Origin of the sequence: Anaerotignum faecicola (assembly GCA_024460105.1) — a bacterium.
Lineage (GTDB): Bacteria > Bacillota > Clostridia > Lachnospirales > Anaerotignaceae > JANFXS01.
In genome coordinates, this window is sequence record JANFXS010000004.1 from 41,065 (window position 1) to 60,072 (window position 19,008).

The window sequence follows — 19,008 nt, forward strand, 5'->3', positions numbered from 1 at the left end:
TTCCTCACAAAACGGAGCGGCGCGCCGATACTGTTACTTAATGGGCTTTTTGACGGCGGTTCCCGCCTTACGCGGGTACTGCGCCGGGGTTTTTCCGATTTTTTCGATTATCACAAGGCTGTGTGAAATATCGCTGTTTGGAATTGATACGTTTATAATATCCTTAACTTCCCCGCCGAATATTTTTATCGCCTTAAGGCTCCCGCTTATTTCATCCGAAACGTCCGGCCCTTTCAAAGATATAAACACGCCGCCTTCCCTAACAAACGGAAGGCAGTATTCGCTCAAAACCGCAAGGTTTGCAACGGCGCGCGAAATGCAGAAATCAAATTTTTCCCTATACCGGCGATCCTGTCCGCCCTCTTCCGCCCGCATATGTATATTTTCAATCTTTTCAAGGCCAAGGCTTTTTTTCACTTCCTCAAGAAAAGTAATACGCTTATTCAGGCTGTCAAGAAGCGTCATATCCAAATCGCCCCTTGCAATTTTAACGGGTATCCCCGGAAAGCCCGCGCCCGTCCCCACGTCTATAACTGACGCGCCGGCAGGCACGCTGAAACACGACAGGATGGAAAGGCAGTCGGCAAAATGTTTTATAACAATATCTTTATCGTCGGTAATTGCCGTAAGGTTCATTTTTTTATTCCATTCCAAAAGCAGATCTTTGTATTTAAAAAATGAATCCTCCTGTTCGCCGCTCAGCTCAATGCCCATGCGGGCGGCCGTATCCCTGAAAAGTTCCCTTGCGTCCATATATCCCCCTAAAATTAAAAAGTATTCAAAGTATCCAAAACCTTCAAAATACGATCCGCCGCATATAAACTACATTTATTTCGGCAGATTTAATGTGATATTATCAATTTATCCGCCTTTGCCAATCCAATCGTATCTTCATGTTAATTTAACATATCTTTTAAAATATAAAACTTTCGCGGAACGCTTTCCATTTTATAACCACATTAACTCAATGTTATTCATATATTCGCCGTTAACGATCCGAGCGTATCTTCATTCGCCCGTCAGCCGCTTCCGCGCCGTTCATGGCGTCATGGTAACTTCAACATATTTTATAAAAAACAAAAACTGTTTACGGCGGACATACATTCCCTTTTATTGCGGCTTAACGCGCTGTTCTGCTACTGTTCGGCATTGCCGCGCCTTCCGCATCTCCATGGTAACTTTTACATATCTTTTTAAAACAAAAAACGTTTACCGCCGACAATATTCCCTTTTATTGCGGCTTAACGCTACGTTCCGCAACTGTTCGGCATTGCCGCGCCCTTCGCATCTCCATGGTAACTTTTACATATCCTTTAAAAACAAAAAACCTTTACCGCTGACGTACATTCTCTTTTATTACAGCTTAACGTATTGATTTCGGCAATACCGCGTTGACAATCTAAAATACTCATACGTATTAAGCCGAACGAAAACGCGCCTTTTTTTAAAGCGTAGTAATACAATATATTGAGCCGTTAAATATTCTTCTGTTTTTTCAGCTCCGCCAAAATACAGTCCGAAACTTTTTTCTGTTCCCCGCCGTTAAGAACAATATACGGTTTCCTGCCGAGCTTGATTTTCTTTACGGCAAAAAGGTTTTTCCGCCTTGCCGAAATGCCGTATCCGAAAAAAACTTTCTTCCTGAGAGGCTTTAATTTAACAGTAAAATGGCTTTTACTCATCATTTCTCCCTTTCATCTGCTCCATATATATCAAAAGCACCGATATATCAGCCGGCGAAACGCCCGCAATCCTTGACGCATGTCCTATTGAATTAGGCTTTATTTCGTTAAGTTTCTGCGCCGCCTCTATCCTGAGGCCTTTAATCGAGGAATAGTCCAAACTGTCGGGCAGAAGCCGTTTTTCAAGTTTTTTAAACTGCTCCACCCTCTGCGCCTGCTGATTTATATAACCTTCATACTTAATTTGAAGGGCCGCCTGTTCCCACACTTCACGGCTTAAAGACGGCCTGTCCGCGTCTATTTCGCCCAACGCTTCATATGTAAGCTCGGGACGTCGCAGAAGTTCGTAAAGCTTTATGCCGCTTTTAAGGGGCGCGCTGTTATTCCTTTCAAGAAACGCCTGAACTTCCGCGCCCGGCGTGATAACGGTTTTATATATACGTTCCTTTTCTTTTGAAATTGCTTTTTCCTTTTCCAAAAAAGCGCCGTACCTTTCCTCGCCGATAAGGCCCGCTTCATATCCTATAGGAGTAAGCCTTTCGTCGGCGTTGTCCTGCCTTAAAAGCAGTCTGTATTCCGCCCTTGAAGTCATCATCCTGTATGGCTCGCGGCTTCCTTTGGTTACAATGTCGTCTATAAGAACGCCGATATACGCCTGGCTCCTGTCAAGTATAAGCGGTTTTTCGCCCCTTATATGCCTGACGGCGTTTATGCCCGCAATAAGCCCCTGCGCCGCCGCTTCCTCGTACCCGCTCGTACCGTTGAACTGCCCCGCGCCGAAAAGCCCTTTTATATTTTTAAATTCCAGCGAAAGTTTAAGCTGCGTCGCGTCTATACAGTCGTATTCGATAGCGTATGCCGTCCGCGTAAAGCGGCAGTTTTCAAGGCCGGGCACAGTCCTGTAAAGGGCAATCTGAACGTCCTCCGGAAGCGAGGAACTCATGCCCTGTATATAAAGTTCGTTTGTGTTTTCACCCTCCGGTTCGACAAATATCTGGTGCCGCGCCTTATCCGAAAAACGCACTACCTTATCTTCTATTGAAGGGCAGTACCTCGGCCCGGTGCCTTCTATAACGCCTGCATAAAGCGGCGAACGGTGAAGGTTATCCCTGATAATTTCATGGGTCCGTTCATTTGTATAAGTGAGATAGCAAGGAATCTGCTCCCGCGCAATATCCTCCGCCCTGTTTGTAAATGAAAAAGGAACTATGTCGCCGTCGCCGTATTGTGGAGTCATTTTTGAAAAATCCACGCTTTTGCCGTCTATCCTTGCGGGCGTTCCCGTTTTAAAGCGGTAAAGCTTTATTCCGTTATCAATAAGGCTTTGGCTCAGCCCCGACGCGGCTTTAAGCCCATTAGGGCCGCATTGTATAATCGTTTCTCCGTAAAGGCATCTCGCTTTAAGGTAAGTGCCGGCGGCGATTATAACGGCCTGCGCCCTGTACACGGCCCCCGAAAGGGTCTCAACCCCTTTAACCTCACCGCCGTCGACAATAAGCGAAACTATTTCTCCCTCGCGCACAGTGAGGTTTTCGGTGTTTTCAAGGGTCTTTTTCATTTCGTTTTTATATGCCGTTTTGTCCGCCTGCGCCCTAAGGGAATAAACCGCCGGGCCTTTCGCCGTGTTCAGCATTTTTGTCTGTATAAAAGTTTTATCTATGTTTTTGCCCATCTCCCCGCCTAAAGCGTCAATCTCACGCACGAGATGTCCCTTGCTGCTGCCGCCTATGGACGGGTTGCACGGCATCATCGCTATGCTGTCGAGATTTATGGCGAACATGATTGTTTCCACTCCGCTCCTTGCAGACGCCAAAGCCGCTTCGCATCCGGCGTGTCCACCGCCTATGACGATAACGCCGAAATTTCCGGCTTCGTATTTTTCAGCCATTTCAATTCCCCCTGTATTCCCATAAATTAAACGCGGCAGCGCGCTTTTAAATCCATTGTTATTTTCCTAAACAGAACTGTGAAAATATCCTGTCCAAAAGCTCCCCGTCATAGCTGTCGCCCGTTATTTCGCCAAGTATATTGAGTGCGTCCGTCAAATCCATGGATATAAAATCGACGGGCATGCCGTCCGTTATGGCTCCAAGGGTTTTTTTTAGGCTTTCCCGCGCCCTTGAAAGAGCGTCCCTATGGCGTATGTTGGTTATATGAGCTTCGCCGCCGCCCGAGTCAACCGCGCCTTCAAAAATCATATCGCGGAACCATTTTTCCAATTCCCCTATACCTTCCCCGCGTTTGGCGGAAATAGGTATTATATTGTCCGTTCCGGTATATTCCTTTACGGCGCTTATATCAAAAGCCGCCTTCAGATCGCATTTATTAAGGAGTATAACCGCATTCCTGCCTTTTATAAAATCAAGTATTTCAAAGTCTTCCTTTGCAAGGGGCGACGACGCGTCCAAAAGCATAAGTATAACGTCGGCTTCCCGCGCCGTATTCCTGCTTTTTTCAACGCCGATTTTTTCAACGGTATCGTCGGTTTCCCGTATGCCGGCAGTATCTATTATTTTAACGGCTATGCCGCCTATGCTCAGATATTCTTCAACGGTATCCCTTGTAGTTCCCGGTATATCGGTTACAATGGCTCTTTCTTCCTCCAAAAGGCAGTTTAAAAGAGAGCTTTTGCCCACGTTGGGCTTGCCGAGTATAACCATGCTTACGCCTTCCCTTATAATGCGCCCTTTCCTTGAGGAATCCAAAAGCCTGTCGGTTTCTTCAATCAGGTTTTGCGTCTTTGCTTTAAGCATAGCGTAAGTTTCTTCTTCCATATCGTGTTCTGGATAGTCGATTGAAACTTCAATGGCGGCTATCGAATCTAAAAGCGCGCCGCGCATATCCCTAACCGTATTGCCGACGCTTCCGCCAAGCTGTTTTAGCGCGGCTTTCCTACCAAGTTCCGTTTTGCTGTTTATAATGTCGATAACGGCTTCCGCCTGAGTGAGGTCTATCCTGCCGCCGAGGAAAGCGCGTTTCGTAAATTCCCCCGGTTCCGCAAGCGACGCTCCCAATTTCAAAATAAGCTCCAAAACCCTGCCGCACGACATAATGCCGCCGTGGCAGTTAATTTCGACAACGTCCTCGGTGGTGTAAGTTTTCGGAGCCTTCATAACGGTGAGAAGGACCTCGTCCAAAACCTCTCCCGTAAAAGGGCTTACGATATGGCCGAAAGTAATGGTATGGCTTTCTTTTTTTAAAATGTCCGCTCCCTTAAAAGCCTTTGCCGCAAGCCGAATCGAACCGTTTCCGCTGATTCTTACTATGCTTATGCCTCCGTTTCCCAAAGGCGTGCTTACGGCGGCTATTATTTTATTTTCAGACGGCATAACAATTCATCCTCTCCAAAAAAACCGTGGGAAAGATTCGCTCCCCACGGCTTATATTTCTTCTCGGTATATTCCTGCAAGGCTGCGCCTAAATCAAAGGCGGCATATCTTTCAAACCGTGCGATCCCTTATAAAAATCAAAGGCAAGCGGATAAATGGCAGGAAAAAATTATTTTAAATCTATAACAACGTTCCTGTAAGGCTCTTCGCCTTCGGAATATGTAGTAACAAACCTGTCGTTTTGCAAAACGGAGTGTATTATACGCCTTTCATAAGGGTTCATAGGCTCTAGCACAACCTTCTGCTTGGACTGTTTAACCCTTTTTGCAAGATTAAAAGCCAAAGATTCCAAAGTTTCCTTGCGCCTTTGGCGGTAATTCTCCGTATCAACCATAACGCCGTAATACGGGGCGCTGCCCTTATTTACGACAAGGTTTGTAAGGTACTGTATGGAATCGAGCGTCTGGCCGCGCTTTCCTATAAGCACTCCCATTTCGGGGCCGGAAAGGTTGATAAAAACCTGCCTGTCTTTCAAGCTTGTTTCGATATTAACTATTATTCCCATTGAAAGGAACATTTCGCGCAAAAAGTCCTTTGCGATTTTTTCCGGGTTGTATTTAACGCTGCCCTTTACAACGGCGTTTTTACTGCCAAATCCCAAAAATCCCTTAACAGGCTCCTCAACGACTACATAATCTATTTCGTCAAGCGAACTTACCTTCAGTTCGCTCATAAGTTCGTTCAGGGCAAGTTCGACGGTTTTTGCGGATTTTTGAATCTCATTCATTGCTTAACGGCCTCCTTAGCGTCTTTCGATCTGAAGTATTTATTTAAAAGCAACGTCTGGCATACTTGTATAAGGTTGCTTACAGTCCAGTAAATACCGATGCCGGCAGGAAGAGTTATACACATAACGCCCATCATAATAGGCATCATTATATTCATCATTTTCATAGACTGCATCATAGGATCCTGCGCGCCGTTTTGCTGCGCGCCCGACTGTTTCGTAATTATTTTTGAAGAAAAATACGTCGTAGCCGCCGAAAGCAGAGGCACGAGTATTCCCGGGAACCCAAGGCCCGCATTGTGCACAAGGCTTATGCCGAAGAAAGTTTCCATCTGTGTTTTTTGCGCAAGAAGCGGAGTAAGCTGAGCGGCGTAATCTCCTATGGAAGCGGTAACGGCGTTCCAGTCCGCAATGGTCATATCGTTGACAAGCCTTATCATGTCGGCGGAGCTTGCCACGTCTATATAAAGCTTATGTTCGTTTATGATATCCGTAAAAACGTCGAGCCTTAAATCCACGGGCATTGATAAAAGAAGATCCGTAATAGCCTGATAGTTCATGCCCACAACGTCGATATATAAATACGCCTGCTGGAATATATAAAAAAGCGCGTAAAGTATCGGAAGCTGCACAAGAAGAGGAAGGCAGCCGCCAAACATGCTTATATTATTGTCTTTTTGAAGCTTCTGCATTTCAAGGGCCATTTTCTGCTGGCTTTCGGCGTCTTTTTTGCCGGAGTATTTCTCCTTGATTTTATTCATTTCCGGCTGAAGCTTCTGCATTGCGAAAGTAGATTTCTGCTGTTTGTAAGATAAAGGTATCAGCACCGTTTTTACAAGCAGTGTAAAAAGTATAATTGCAATTCCGAGTGAATTCGCCTGCACAAACCCGTATATAAAATTAAAAACGGCATTGTAAATAACGCCAAGAAAATTAGCCACGGGCCCTACGATTATGCCCGGCGTCCTCGTAGTTGAAGATAAAAGCGCAAGGCCGCTGATAAAAGGTTCCAACATATTTCCTCCTCAAATAAATTATTGTCCTTTTCATGGGACAGGGTCGTATCCGCCCTTATGGAAAGGGTGGCATTTAAGAAGCCTCCGAACGGCAAGGCAACCGCCTTTAACGGCGCCGTATTTCATAACCGCCTCGTAAGCGTACTGGGAACAGGTTGGTATAAACCTGCAGCACGGCGGTTTATAAGGCGAAATAGCCTGACGGTAAAAAGTTATAAGGAAAAGAAACAATTTTTTAGCCATAACACCAATCCTTTATTATTCCTTACACGAATCCGCGCCTTCCTTTAAAACCGCCGGTTTCGGCTGTTTTATAAGGTTCTGCCGTTTTAAAAGGTTCAAAAGGGATTTATTTATTTCGCCGTATGAAGCCGCGGAAGAACCGACGCGCGCCAAAACGACTATATCGAAACCTGTCGCAACATAACGTTCGCTAAGCCTGTAACTTTCTTTTATAAGTCGTGTTACACGGCTTCTTACCACGCTTTTGCCGACTTTCTTGCTTACGGTTATGCCCAGACGGTTTATATCGGGGTTTCTTTTGTTCCTGACGGCATATAAGACAAGATATTTGTCGGCAACGGACTTGCCCTTATTATAAACAAAGCCGAACTGATAATTTTTTTTAAGCGACTGTGTAAAACGCAAGCATATCCCTCATTTATCCCTTTAAATTACAGGGTTAAAACCCTGAGAAAAATTATACCATATATCATATTCGGTTTACAAGTGTATACTGGTTTTGCGGCGTAATTTTTTCCTGATTTCCGGTATGCCGCTTTAAGGGCCGCCTTTAAAAACCAGTATTACGTAAGACGGGCGCATTTACGCCGCCGCCCCGCGGCCTCAAATCGTCCGCGTTTTCCATTAAAACCGGTTATTTTTAAAAAAGATAAAAAGGCCACTGTAAGCGGCCTTATAAATTATGCAGTCAATGATTTTCTACCTTTTCTTCTTCTTGCTGCCAAAACTTTTCTACCATTAGCTGTGGCCATTCTTTTCCTGAAGCCGTGAACTTTGCTCCTCTGCCTCTTTTTAGGCTGGAATGTCATTTTCATCAGTACCGCACCTCCTTGAATATTCTTACATCTGCATATCCTGCAATTTTGCGCTTTTCTCATTATATTAGAAAACGTCTGCCCAGTCAAGGAGATTTATTTAAAAAAAGCATAGCATAATTATTATACGGCTTTATATATTACAGATTTTTATATGAGGCGGAGCCATACGGACATTTGCCGTTAAAAATCCCCCTGCAATCTATTGCCGGACCGGCTCCCGATTTTTTGAAAATTCCGTATAAAATGCGCTGCCCAACACCAAAACGGCTCCCAAAAACTGAAAATGCGAAATACTTTCGCCAAGCAGCAAAACGGAAAACAGAAGCGCCGACAAAGGCTCTAAATATCCGCATATGGCCACAGTCTGCACAGGTAGGCGGCTTATGGAGGAAAAATACAGCAGGCATCCTATTCCGGTGTTAAAAATACCGAGTATGGCAAGAGGAATAAAACTGCCTTTTGGTATTTCAAATATAAGCCCGCCTTTTATTGCCAAAAATATAAAAACGGTTAAAAATGCGGAAAAAAGCTGAATTACCTGTCCCGCCATGCCAAGATCGCTTCCGGCTTTCTTATTAAATATCACCATTACGGCATACATAAGAGCCGACGCCAGACCACAGAAAACAGCCCATGCGCCAAGCGTTTCCCCCAAACCGAAATTTACTGAAAACGCACCCGCTATAACGGCGGCAAAACCGAATACCTTTTTCAAAAAAAGCCTTTCGCCGAAAATCAAAGGCGAAAGGGCCATAACTATAACGGGCCCGCAGTAATATAAAACAGAAGAAACGCCGACACCTATTATATCATACGCTTCAAAAAGCAAAATCCAGCTCATTCCCATAGCGGCCCCCGAAAGAGATGTGTATAAAACAGCTTTTTGTTCCTTCCTCAACGCGGCATGTATTTTTAAAACAAAAAAACGCAGTTTACCGCATGGGAGCATATTTTTATTGTTTCCGTTTCCCATATCTGTTTCCGAATATTTCAATGATTTACTTAATGAAGAAATAAACAATACGGCGGCCAAAAACAAACTCCCTATAAGAGTCCTTATAAATACCGTTTCATAACTTTCAGTATCGGCCATGCTTGCAACAGCGCCGTTTGAGCCGAATATAATAAGCGCCGCTATATATTTAATATACGTTTTTTTCATGTGTACCCTCCCCTATTGCCAAGGCAATTTTACCACAGACGAAATTTTTATTAAAGTATAGATTCAGTTTACAAGGGCACACACGCCCCGCAAGGAAAAATTTCCCGCATTTCTGTGTTGCATATGCTTGCCATAGGAACCTCTATGTCGGCGCATATGCGCCTTGAACTGCAAAAAAATTTTTTCCTTGTGAGGTCGGAGAGTTTTAACGGATGTCAGCGGCGTAAGAGCAAGGCAAAGACGGGCAGGCGCAGCGGTTACTACGGCAAGCGGATTTAACACAGTTATTGCGCCGCTAACGTCCGTTAAAACCGTGTGTGCCCTTATAACCTTATAAACTGAAGCTAACCTCAAATAATATCAAAAAACTTTTCGTATCCGTTTTTCACATGAGGAAAGTAAATAATACCAAAAACAGTATTGCGGCAACATTGAAAACGCCGAAAAATTACGGCCTTTAAATTTAATATGTACAAATTTAATTATATTGTACGTCGGCGCAATAATAATTACCGTGTTTTAGCTTATTGAAAAACGGCGTTTTTTTTGGTATATTATATTGCATAAAAAGGGCTTATCCACACAACTTAACAATAAAATCCACAAAAAACGGTTTTAAGATTAACATTATAAAATGCTTAAACGCTGGATTTAAGCGCCGTATTATTAGAATTATCCACATGCTATTAACAAAATGTTGATAACTTAAAATATTTATTAACCGTTTTTTTGCAGTACCGGCCGTTTTTTACGTCAAAATACGGCCTTAAAGCAATTTAAAATGCGGATAAACAAAAATATCCACATTATTCCACAAAAGAAATCCACATTTTTGACGTTTGACGTATACATAAAAATAAGTTATAACCTGTGTAATTTCTGGATTTTAAAAATTTACCAAATAAGTTATCCACACATTGTTAACAATTTGTGGATAACTTATAATATTTATTAACCATTATATTCGTCATGTTAACAATGCAGATTTCAGGCGCTGAAAAAATCGGTATTATGGATTCTGGATTTAAACACTTTATTACATTTGGGAGGAAGAAATGGAAGATTTAACAAGTTTATGGGCAAAAACCCTTGAAATACTTGAGGGCGCCTTGGATACGCTGAGCATGAATACATGGATAAACCCGCTTGTGCCTGTGCGCGTCGACGGGCAGGACGTATACCTGAAAGCGGAAAACGATTTTATGAAAGGCCTTGTGGAAAGCAGATACCTGACGCTTATAAAAAACGCCGTTAAACAGGTTTCAAACACAAACTGCAACATAATAATACTTTCGGCTGAAAGCCCGCAGCCCGAGCCGGCCGTTAAGGAAAGAAACCCCCTTGCGGTGGACGCCGGGCTTGCGGCAAACCTTAACCCGCGGTACGTTTTTGAAAGTTTCGTCGTAGGAAACAGCAACCGCATGGCCCACGCCGCAAGCCTCGCCGTTGCGGAAGCCCCGGCAAAAGCGTACAACCCTCTTTTCCTGTACGGCAACGTAGGCCTTGGAAAAACCCACCTTATGCATTCAATCGCGCACTATATACTGGACAAGGATCCGTCTACAAAAGTGCTTTACGTTACAAGCGAAACTTTTACAAACGAACTAATCAACGCCATCAGGAACAACAAAAATGAGGAATTCCGCAATAAATACAGGAATATAGACGTCCTTCTTATAGACGATATACAGTTCATTGCGGAAAAAGTAAGCACTCAGGAAGAATTTTTCCACACTTTCAACGCGCTTCACAGCGCAAACAAACAGATAATATTATCATCCGACCGCTCCCCAAAGGACATAAATCCCCTTGAAGAAAGGCTCCGCAGCCGTTTTGCCGGAGGGCTTATAGCCGATATACAAACGCCCGACATTGAAACCCGCATAGCCATATTGCGCAACAAAGCCAACCACGAAGGGTATGTTGTAAGCGACAACGTGCTTGCGTTTATCGCAAAATATATCGAAAGCAACATCAGGGAACTCGAAGGCGCGCTTACAAGGATAATGATGTACGCCTCCCTGACAAACAGCGACGTAACCATTGAACTTGCCGAAAAAAGCCTTGAAGTATACGGCGATAAGAAACAAAAACAGATAACGCCGGATTTCATAATAGATATAATAAGCGCTTACTATAACATATCGGCCGCAGACGTGCGCGGGAGCAAAAAGCCGAAAACAATAGCTTACCCGCGCCAGATAGCCATGTACCTCTGCCGCCGGCTTTTAGACATATCGCTTAAAGAAATAGGCGACGAATTCGGCGGGCGCGACCACACCACCGTACTCCACGCCGAAAAGAAAATCGAAGCCGATCTCGAAAAGGACAAAGAACTCAGAAAAGATATCGAAGAACTTAAAAAGCGCATACAGGGGAATTAAAAAGCAGTTAAAACCTCAAAATCCCATAGGGCGCATGCAGACGTTTATGTATTGGATATAAGTACGGCCGTTATTTTTAAATCGTTAATGACAAAAACAAAACGAGCCGGAGCCGTTTCGGCTTAACGCCGGCCCCACAGGCAAAATATTCTTTTAAACCGAAAAACGCCGGAAGCATAACATTTTTTATGTTTCCGATTGCCGCCGTAAATCAAAACGGCAAAAAAGCGGCAGCCGCAAAATTACGGCAGCGCTTTTTAATTTAACTTAAAAAGATGAAAATATTGTCCACATCAACATGTTAATTCAGTGTAGATTATATGTGGAAAAACTTTTAATACTTCCCCAAAAGTTAACAATGTGGACAACCTATCAAAACAATGAAGAAATATGTACATACTTATCCAACTGAAAAATCCCGTATCCTATGGGATGTGGATACTTTTCCACAATTTCACATGTTCTACTACTATGACTACTAAAAAAAACTAATATAAAACACAACTTATCCCGAAAGGAGTTACTCACAATATGAAATTCACATGCCAAAAGGACGCCCTGCAAAATGCAATCAATATAGTTTCGAAAGCCGTAAGCTCCAAAACGTCAATGCCTATACTTGAATGTATACTTGTCAAAGCGGAGGACGGAGGCGTCAAATTAACAGCAAACGATATGGAAATGGCAATAGAAACAGCCAAAATAGAAGCCGAAGTAAAAGAAGAAGGGACGATTGCCCTTGAAGCCCGTATGTTCAGCGAAATTATAAGGCGCGTAAACGGAGAAAAGGTATCCGTAAGCACGGGAGAAAACAACAGCGCCGTTATTAACTGCGGCTTTTCCGAATATAAAATAATGGGACAGCCCGGAGACGATTTCCCGGAAATACCGTCCATAACTAAACAGGAACCTTATAAAATCAAACAAAAAGATCTCAAAAATTTAATTATAAGCACTATTTTTTCCGTCGCTTCCGACGAATCAAAACCTACCCTTACGGGAGAACTCATAGAAATATCGGAAGAATATGTTAATATCGTAGCGGTTGACGGGTACAGGATTTCCTACAAAAAAGCGGCGGCAGTAAGCTCTCCCGAACCGGCAAAGGTGATAGTTCCGGCAAAAACGCTGAAAGAAATAAGCAGGATACTCCTTGACGGGGAAGAGGACGTTGAAATATACATAACCGAAAACCATATACTTTTCGACATGGAAGGCAATATACTTGTCAGCCGCGTTATCAACGGTGAATTTATAAAATACGACCAGGCGTTCACAAACGAATACAAAACAAGGGCAGTAATTAACAGGAGCGAACTTATATCGGCTCTTGAACGCGCATCCCTCGTAAGCCGCGACGCAAGGAAAGTGCCGGTGAAACTTGATATACATCCGGATAATATTATAATTACTTCGCAAACGGAAATGGGTTCCGCATATGAGGAGCTTAATACTCAAACCGAAGGCGACGAACTTAAAATAGCTTTTAACCCGCGCTACCTTATCGACGCGCTGAGGGCTATTGAAGACGAGAAAGTTGCGGTACAGTTCAATTCGCCTTTAAGCCCATGCATAATCAAGCAGGAGGAAGGGGAAGAATATAAATACCTTGTCCTTCCGTTAAGGATGTAAGGGGGATAATATGGAAACTGTTTCAATTAACACTGAATTTATAAAATTGGGCCAGCTTTTGAAGCTGGCGGACATGGCAGAGCAGGGTTCGGAGGCTAAAACGCTCATTTCAGAGGGGCGCGTGCTTTTAAACGGGCAAACCGAAGTACAAAGGGGAAAGAAAGTCCGCCCGGGCGACGTTGTTGAAGTTATAGGCGTTGGTTCTGTTAAAGTGTTGTTTGAGGAGCGTTAAAAATGATAGTAAAAAAGCTGTCTTTAGCTGGGTTCAGGAACATAAAAAATGCAAGTCTCGGCTTTAGCGGCGGTATTAACATACTTTACGGCAAAAATGCCCAGGGAAAAACAAATATACTTGAAAGCATTTACATATGCGCCACAGGACGCAGCCACAGGACCCGCTTTGACAGCCGCCTTATAGATTTCAACGGCCATGAAGCGCATATTAAAGTTGAAATTGAAAATATGGGACGGCAGAACAGGATTGACGTCCATTTGAAAAAAGACGAAAAAAACGGCGTCAAAGGCATAGCCGTAAACGGTATTCCGATTAAAAAAAGCGGCGACCTTTTCGGCACGCTTTACTGCGTCATATTTTCTCCGGAGGATCTTCAGCTTATTAAAAATTCTCCCGGGGAAAGAAGGCGCTTTATAGATATGGAGCTTTGCCAGCTTAAAAATGTTTATTATTATGATTTGGGCCAGTATTATAAAGTGCTCAAGCAAAGAAATAGTTTGTTAAAAAAAATACAAAAAAACTATTCTTTTCGTGATACTGTGTCCGTGTGGGATGAACAACTTGCGGCGTACGGTATGAGGGTCATAGAAAACAGGGAAAAATTTATAAAAAAAATAAGCCGTATCGCCGGGGAAAAACACAGCAAGATAACCGGCGGGGCTGAGAAGCTTGAAATATGTTACAGGCCGAACTGCCATGCCGAAGAGCTATTAACGAAAACAGCGCAGAATTTAGAGCGCGATATAATTTTCGGGAGCACTTCGGCGGGACCGCATAAAGACGATATAATTTTTACGGTTAACGGCAGCGATGTGAAAGTATACGGTTCGCAGGGGCAGCAGAGGACGGCGGCGCTTTCGGCCAAGCTTGCCGAAATAGATATAATAAAAGAAGAAACCGGGACAAGCCCCGTGCTTTTGCTTGACGACGTTTTAAGCGAGCTTGATTCGGCGCGCCAAAGGTTTTTGTTTGAAAGTATTAACGGGGTACAGTCTGTTGTGACATGCACCGGAATTGAGGACATAGCAAAAAATTATTCGGGCAAGGGCGGAGTTTTCTTTGTTGAAAATGGAAATGTAACGCCTGCTATAAAAAATAAGGCGTGACTGAACTTTAAAATTTTGTTTCCGGTATCCGGACTTATACGGTTTAAAATAAAGTATGAGTCGGGTGCGGAAATGTGTTCGGTTACAAGCGGCGGTAACGGTTGACAATGTTTTTACGCTGCGAGCCGCATGCCTTTATCGGCGGATTTTTTAAAATCTCCCGTTTAAGGCATGCGCTTTTTTATTGTAAGTAAAGCTGTATGACAGGGATAGTTTTTATTGGTTGATCAAGGATGTCAAAGGATAATAAAGGATTAATAAATAAAAATTTATTTGTACTGCCAGTAGCTTCGGATTACAGGGATACGTATGCCGCGCAAGGGAAAATTTTCCGAATTTCCGCTCTGCATACGCTTGCCGTAGTATCCGCTATGACGGCTCGGATGCTCCTTAAACTGCAAGAAATTTTTTCATTGTTGGGTCGGGGAGTTTTAACGGACTTTAGAGGCGTAAGAGCAAGGAAAAGACGGGCATGCGCTGAGGTTGCCGAGGAAATGGCTTTAACACAGCTATGGCGCCGCTAACGTCCGTTAAAACCGCGCGTGATCTTGTAAAATGAAGCTAAATATATATTTATATTTACTATGAGTAGTTTAAGTATAAACTCAAAATATTAATTAAGTGTTGTTCAGTCTTAAACTCAAAATATATTAATTGCGATCTGCCCAATACGGATTTAATAATTAATGCATGACGCCCAATCTTAAACTTAATATATATTGAATCCTCACGGTTTTGAGTATAAAAAATACCCCGTCAACGCCTTTGCTAACGGGGCAGCCCTTTTTATTGCGGTCAAAAGGGCAAGTTTTCATTAAGAAAAAAAGATACAATATTTAGGGGATTAGTATCAATATTTCTTACAGAAAACAGGGGTAGATAACGGATAAATAAATTAGCCGCTAAATTATATTTACCATATATATTTTATAAAGTCAATAGCGGATTTGAAATAATACATTTGCTGAAATATATTTTATAATAATATGGCGGTTTAATTATATGGATATAAGGAAAGGAATTTTCATTATTTTAACTTAATATTTTTTGGGTTATGACGGCAAGGCATTGTAAGCTTAATTTTAAAAAATAAAATAATACTTAAATAATAATAAAATAAGTAATCAGTATAACTTAATCGTTATTCGACAAATTTAACATTAATGTTGTTTTATGCAAAGTTTTTAATACAGAAAGATATTCGGTTATATATGTTAAAGTTTACGGAAAATATATAACCTATGCGGTAAAATCAGTGCGGCGCTGCATTTATAAATAAAAGTTATTTTATATGCATATTATATTAATTTAAGATATTGTGAAATATATATAAGACAAAACATAGAGTTTACCGTTTATATAAATGGATATTATTCATTTAAACTGCATAAAATTAATGTGCATAAAATATTTTAAATTGTCATTATTTTTACTCTGAAATTTTATATAATTAATTTTATAAATGAAGAGGGCAAATGAAATATATGTTCTTAATAATAGCAAAAATAACGCCGTCGTTCCGGAAGTTGAATTAAAAACTACACTTTTAGTAACATGAAAGAATATAAAATTTTTAAGCCGCAATTTTTGATTGCTGATTTAATATATATGATAAAGGTTTTGGAATAAATAGATTATCAGATTTAAAGTTTGAAGTATCCAGGAAAAAGACGTTATCCGCATCTTGTTTCGTCCGGAAAATATGACAAAGATATTAAGCGCTTAAAACAATATGTTCAAATACCCCCGGCAATAAAATAATTATAAACAACGGACGGTTTATTTAACCGGCGTATAAAAAATATTATATTCAGGTAATATTTTGAGTTTTATATCGTTTCCGAGGCTTAAATTATTATGGAACCCGAGGATTTATATGTTTAAACTCAATTTCAAATAACGTTTTGAGCAAAAATTTAGAATATAAAAAGCCGCTTGTTTCTAAGCGGCTGCGATTTATTTACCCCTGTTTTTTGATTTATCCATCATGCTTCTGATACTGAGAAGTATGGATATTATTTTTTCCTTTTCTTCTTCGGAAAATGAGGCGCAAAGCTCAAAAAGCCTGTTTTTCCTGCTTTCGTCGTCGCCGTCCTCATTAACGCATAAAAGATAGTCCGTGCTTACTTCAAAAAAATTCGCTATTTTAATAATATCCCTTATGCATGGTTCGTTGCGTCCAGATTCATAGTTTGAAATAGAGGTGTATTTGTATCCAAGTATTTTGCCAAGATCCTCTTGTGTTACATGTTTTCCGTTTTTAACGCAGTTTTTCCTTAAAAATCTTAACCTGTCTTTAAATTCCATAATACCACCAATTATCATTCTTTTTAACTAAACAAACGTTCCGTATTATTTAATTATAATTGCAGATTAATAAATTTACAACAAAATAATATAAAAAAATTTACCAAAAAACATATTTATAATTTAAGCTAATTAACGATAATAAATATTAATAAAAAATATATATTATATAATTTGTATAATATTATGAATAATATTAATATTTTGGTTTATTAAATTTCATATTTTGTGTTTGTTTCAGATGAATATTCGATTTTTATATGCATAAATCGTCAATTTTATAATTTCAGTATTTTGTTTCCGATCCATAATATATACAAGTTTCTGTGATTACGACGTATTACGGGATAAGTTAACTTTAAAATGGGTTGAAAATTTATTTAACATAAGAAATATTACGCTTGGAATTTAAATAACGTTTTGTTTCGGCAGGCTTCGGTTTACAATGGCGCGCTATGTTTTAACGGACGGCGCGACGGCCGCGTTAAAGCGGTTTGCCGTATGGGTTGGAAGAGCCTGCGGGCCTTTTTTTCTCTTACGCCGATATTGCCGAAAACTCTCCGGCTAAGCAGGAAAAAAGTTTTTGCTTTTCAAGACGCATATGCGTATGAGCGGCGGATTCTACGGCAAGCGTATGCGGCGCCGAAACGCTGAAAATTATACTTGCGTGGCATTGTAAACCGAAACTATGGTTTGTTGTCCGTTCGGGATGAGATTATATATGCGGCGTTTTGCCTGAAACAGTGAAAAACCGCTTATAATGCGGCTTTGGTATAAGCTATGGAACAAAAAAATGTTGCAAAATTATCTTAAACATTGTAATATAAAGAACTATATACTACTTAGTTTTATATTGTTGAGAGGTGCATTATGTCTGAATTTAAGAAATGGGATGAAATTTATAAATCAAAGCTTGTGACTGCCGCCGAAGCGGTAAGCCATATTAAAAGCGGCGACAGGGTCGTTACGGGACATGCCGCCGCAGAACCGTCATGCCTTATAAACGCTATGGCCGATAATTATGAAAATTATCAAAATATTGAGATTAACCATGTAGTTTCGCTCGGTGAAGGCAGGTATGTTAAACCTGAAATGAAAGGCCATTTTCATTTTAACGGGCTGTTCCTCGGAGCTTCTACAAGGAAAGCGGTCGAAGAAGGCCGCGCTGATTACACAACGTCGTTTTTCCATGAAATGCCTATGCTTTTTAGGGAGTACCTTCCCGTGGATGTGGCGCTTGTTTCGGTTTCAAAGCCCGATAAGCACGGTTTTGTAAGCCTCGGCCCTTCATGCGATTATACGAAGGGGATCGTGGAAAATGCAAAAATCGTAATCGCGCAGGTTAATTCAAACCTTCCGAGAACGTTCGGCGACTGCAACATACATGTAAGGGATATAGACTTTTTTGTTGAATGCGACGAGAAACTTCCGGTTTCGCTTCCGGGGAAAATCGGCGACGTTGAAAAGAAAATCGGCGAGTACTGCGCTTCCCTTATCAAAGACGGGGACACACTCCAGCTTGGCATAGGCTCCATACCGGAGAGCGTGCTTACTTTCCTTTGGGACAGAAAAGATCTCGGGCTTCATACTGAAATGGCTTCCGACGGCATTGTGGACCTGATAGAAGCCGGCGTTATCAACAATACGCGCAAGAATATAAATAAAGGCGTAAGCGTTACGACTTTCGCTATGGGAACGGAAAAAATATATGACTTTATTGACGACAATCCCCAGTTCCAGTTTTTCCCGGTAGATTATATTAACGATCCCCGCGTTATTTCCCAAAACGACAATATGGTTTCAATAAACAGCTGTATACAGGTTGACTTAATGGGGCAGGTTGTAAGCGAATGTATCGGTTTAAGGCAGTTCAGCGGCGTTGGCGGCCAAGTGGACTTTATACGCGGCGCGGCCATGAGCAAAGGCGGAAGGGCGATTATTGCGATGGTTTCGACTGCCGCCGGCGGAAAAATTTCAAGGATAGTGCCTTTCATTGACGAAGGCGCGGCTGTTACGACTTCCAGAAACGACGTTGATTATGTCGTAACCGAATACGGAATTGCCAAGCTCAAAGGAAAAACGCTTCGCGACAGGGCCCGCGCGCTTATAGAAATTGCGCATCCTGATTTCAGGGACGGACTTAAAGAAGAATATGAAAGAAGATTTTCGGAAAAGTATTAAGCGGCGGCAGTTAAAAAACGTAATGTTTTTAAGTTTACCGGCCTAAAATATTTTTTCTTATACGCATGTTAAACAGGCCGTTTATTTTTATAAGCTATGTTTTGAATTAATATGCGTTGTTTAATT

At 41.7% G+C, this 19,008-nt stretch carries 16 protein-coding genes; 5 read left to right on the forward strand and 11 right to left on the reverse strand.

Translation table 11 applies throughout. The annotated features are described in order from the left end of the window. Window positions 1–33 precede the first annotated feature (33 nt). From rsmG to NE664_07450, 10 genes are all read right to left on the reverse strand, one after another. On the reverse strand, window positions 34–753 hold the full coding sequence (gene rsmG, locus NE664_07405; protein MCQ4726480.1) for a 16S rRNA (guanine(527)-N(7))-methyltransferase RsmG: 720 nt from the start codon (window positions 751–753) through the stop codon (window positions 34–36). Window positions 754–1,475: 722 nt separating this feature from the next. Continuing rightward, on the reverse strand, window positions 1,476–1,682 hold the full coding sequence (locus NE664_07410) for a hypothetical protein (GenBank protein MCQ4726481.1): 207 nt from the start codon (window positions 1,680–1,682) through the stop codon (window positions 1,476–1,478). After that, window positions 1,675–3,570 (reverse strand): tRNA uridine-5-carboxymethylaminomethyl(34) synthesis enzyme MnmG, encoded by a 1,896-nt coding sequence (mnmG, locus tag NE664_07415; protein ID MCQ4726482.1) that lies wholly within the window; start codon window positions 3,568–3,570, stop codon window positions 1,675–1,677. Before mnmG ends, NE664_07410 begins: the two co-directional genes overlap by 8 nt. A gap of 58 nt (window positions 3,571–3,628) precedes the next feature. After that, window positions 3,629–5,011 carry a tRNA uridine-5-carboxymethylaminomethyl(34) synthesis GTPase MnmE gene (gene mnmE / locus NE664_07420; GenBank protein ID MCQ4726483.1) on the reverse strand — a complete coding sequence of 461 codons (1,383 nt, stop codon included), beginning with the start codon at window positions 5,009–5,011 and terminating at the stop codon, window positions 3,629–3,631. A 169-nt stretch (window positions 5,012–5,180) separates the two neighbouring features. Continuing rightward, window positions 5,181–5,798 (reverse strand): protein jag, encoded by a 618-nt coding sequence (locus tag NE664_07425; GenBank protein MCQ4726484.1) that lies wholly within the window; start codon window positions 5,796–5,798, stop codon window positions 5,181–5,183. Then, window positions 5,795–6,814, reverse strand: coding sequence for a YidC/Oxa1 family membrane protein insertase (locus NE664_07430; GenBank protein ID MCQ4726485.1), 1,020 nt, complete (start codon window positions 6,812–6,814; stop codon window positions 5,795–5,797). Before NE664_07430 ends, NE664_07425 begins: the two co-directional genes overlap by 4 nt. Window positions 6,815–6,844: 30 nt before the next feature. Beyond that, window positions 6,845–7,057 carry a membrane protein insertion efficiency factor YidD gene (yidD, locus tag NE664_07435; GenBank protein ID MCQ4726486.1) on the reverse strand — a complete coding sequence of 71 codons (213 nt, stop codon included), beginning with the start codon at window positions 7,055–7,057 and terminating at the stop codon, window positions 6,845–6,847. A 15-nt stretch (window positions 7,058–7,072) separates the two neighbouring features. Continuing rightward, window positions 7,073–7,462, reverse strand: coding sequence for a ribonuclease P protein component (gene rnpA / locus NE664_07440; protein MCQ4726487.1), 390 nt, complete (start codon window positions 7,460–7,462; stop codon window positions 7,073–7,075). A 275-nt stretch (window positions 7,463–7,737) separates the two neighbouring features. Continuing rightward, window positions 7,738–7,872, reverse strand: coding sequence for a 50S ribosomal protein L34 (gene rpmH, locus NE664_07445; protein MCQ4726488.1), 135 nt, complete (start codon window positions 7,870–7,872; stop codon window positions 7,738–7,740). Window positions 7,873–8,074: 202 nt separating this feature from the next. Further along, the gene (locus NE664_07450; protein ID MCQ4726489.1) at window positions 8,075–9,037 is read right to left on the reverse strand and encodes a DMT family transporter; all 963 of its coding nucleotides are present in this window, start codon (window positions 9,035–9,037) and stop codon (window positions 8,075–8,077) included. A gap of 1,055 nt (window positions 9,038–10,092) precedes the next feature. Here NE664_07450 and dnaA point away from each other — a divergent pair. From dnaA to recF, 4 genes are all read left to right on the forward strand, one after another. Then, window positions 10,093–11,421, forward strand: a complete 1,329-nt coding sequence (dnaA, locus tag NE664_07455; GenBank protein MCQ4726490.1) for a chromosomal replication initiator protein DnaA — start codon at window positions 10,093–10,095, stop codon at window positions 11,419–11,421. Window positions 11,422–11,952: 531 nt separating this feature from the next. After that, window positions 11,953–13,053: a DNA polymerase III subunit beta gene (dnaN, locus tag NE664_07460; protein MCQ4726491.1), complete on the forward strand. Its 1,101-nt coding sequence runs from the start codon at window positions 11,953–11,955 to the stop codon at window positions 13,051–13,053. Between the two features lie 10 nt (window positions 13,054–13,063). Next, window positions 13,064–13,285, forward strand: a complete 222-nt coding sequence (locus NE664_07465; protein ID MCQ4726492.1) for an RNA-binding S4 domain-containing protein — start codon at window positions 13,064–13,066, stop codon at window positions 13,283–13,285. Between the two features lie 2 nt (window positions 13,286–13,287). Continuing rightward, window positions 13,288–14,394: a DNA replication/repair protein RecF gene (recF, locus tag NE664_07470; GenBank protein ID MCQ4726493.1), complete on the forward strand. Its 1,107-nt coding sequence runs from the start codon at window positions 13,288–13,290 to the stop codon at window positions 14,392–14,394. 1,956 nt (window positions 14,395–16,350) lie between these two features. Here the strand turns inward: recF and NE664_07475 are convergent. Further along, window positions 16,351–16,701 carry a helix-turn-helix domain-containing protein gene (locus NE664_07475; GenBank protein MCQ4726494.1) on the reverse strand — a complete coding sequence of 117 codons (351 nt, stop codon included), beginning with the start codon at window positions 16,699–16,701 and terminating at the stop codon, window positions 16,351–16,353. 870 nt (window positions 16,702–17,571) lie between these two features. On the opposite strand from NE664_07475, the gene NE664_07480 reads away from it, so the two are divergent. Beyond that, complete coding sequence (locus tag NE664_07480) at window positions 17,572–18,882, forward strand: 4-hydroxybutyrate CoA-transferase (protein MCQ4726495.1); 1,311 nt, start codon at window positions 17,572–17,574, stop codon at window positions 18,880–18,882. The last annotated feature ends 126 nt before the right edge of the window (window positions 18,883–19,008 follow it).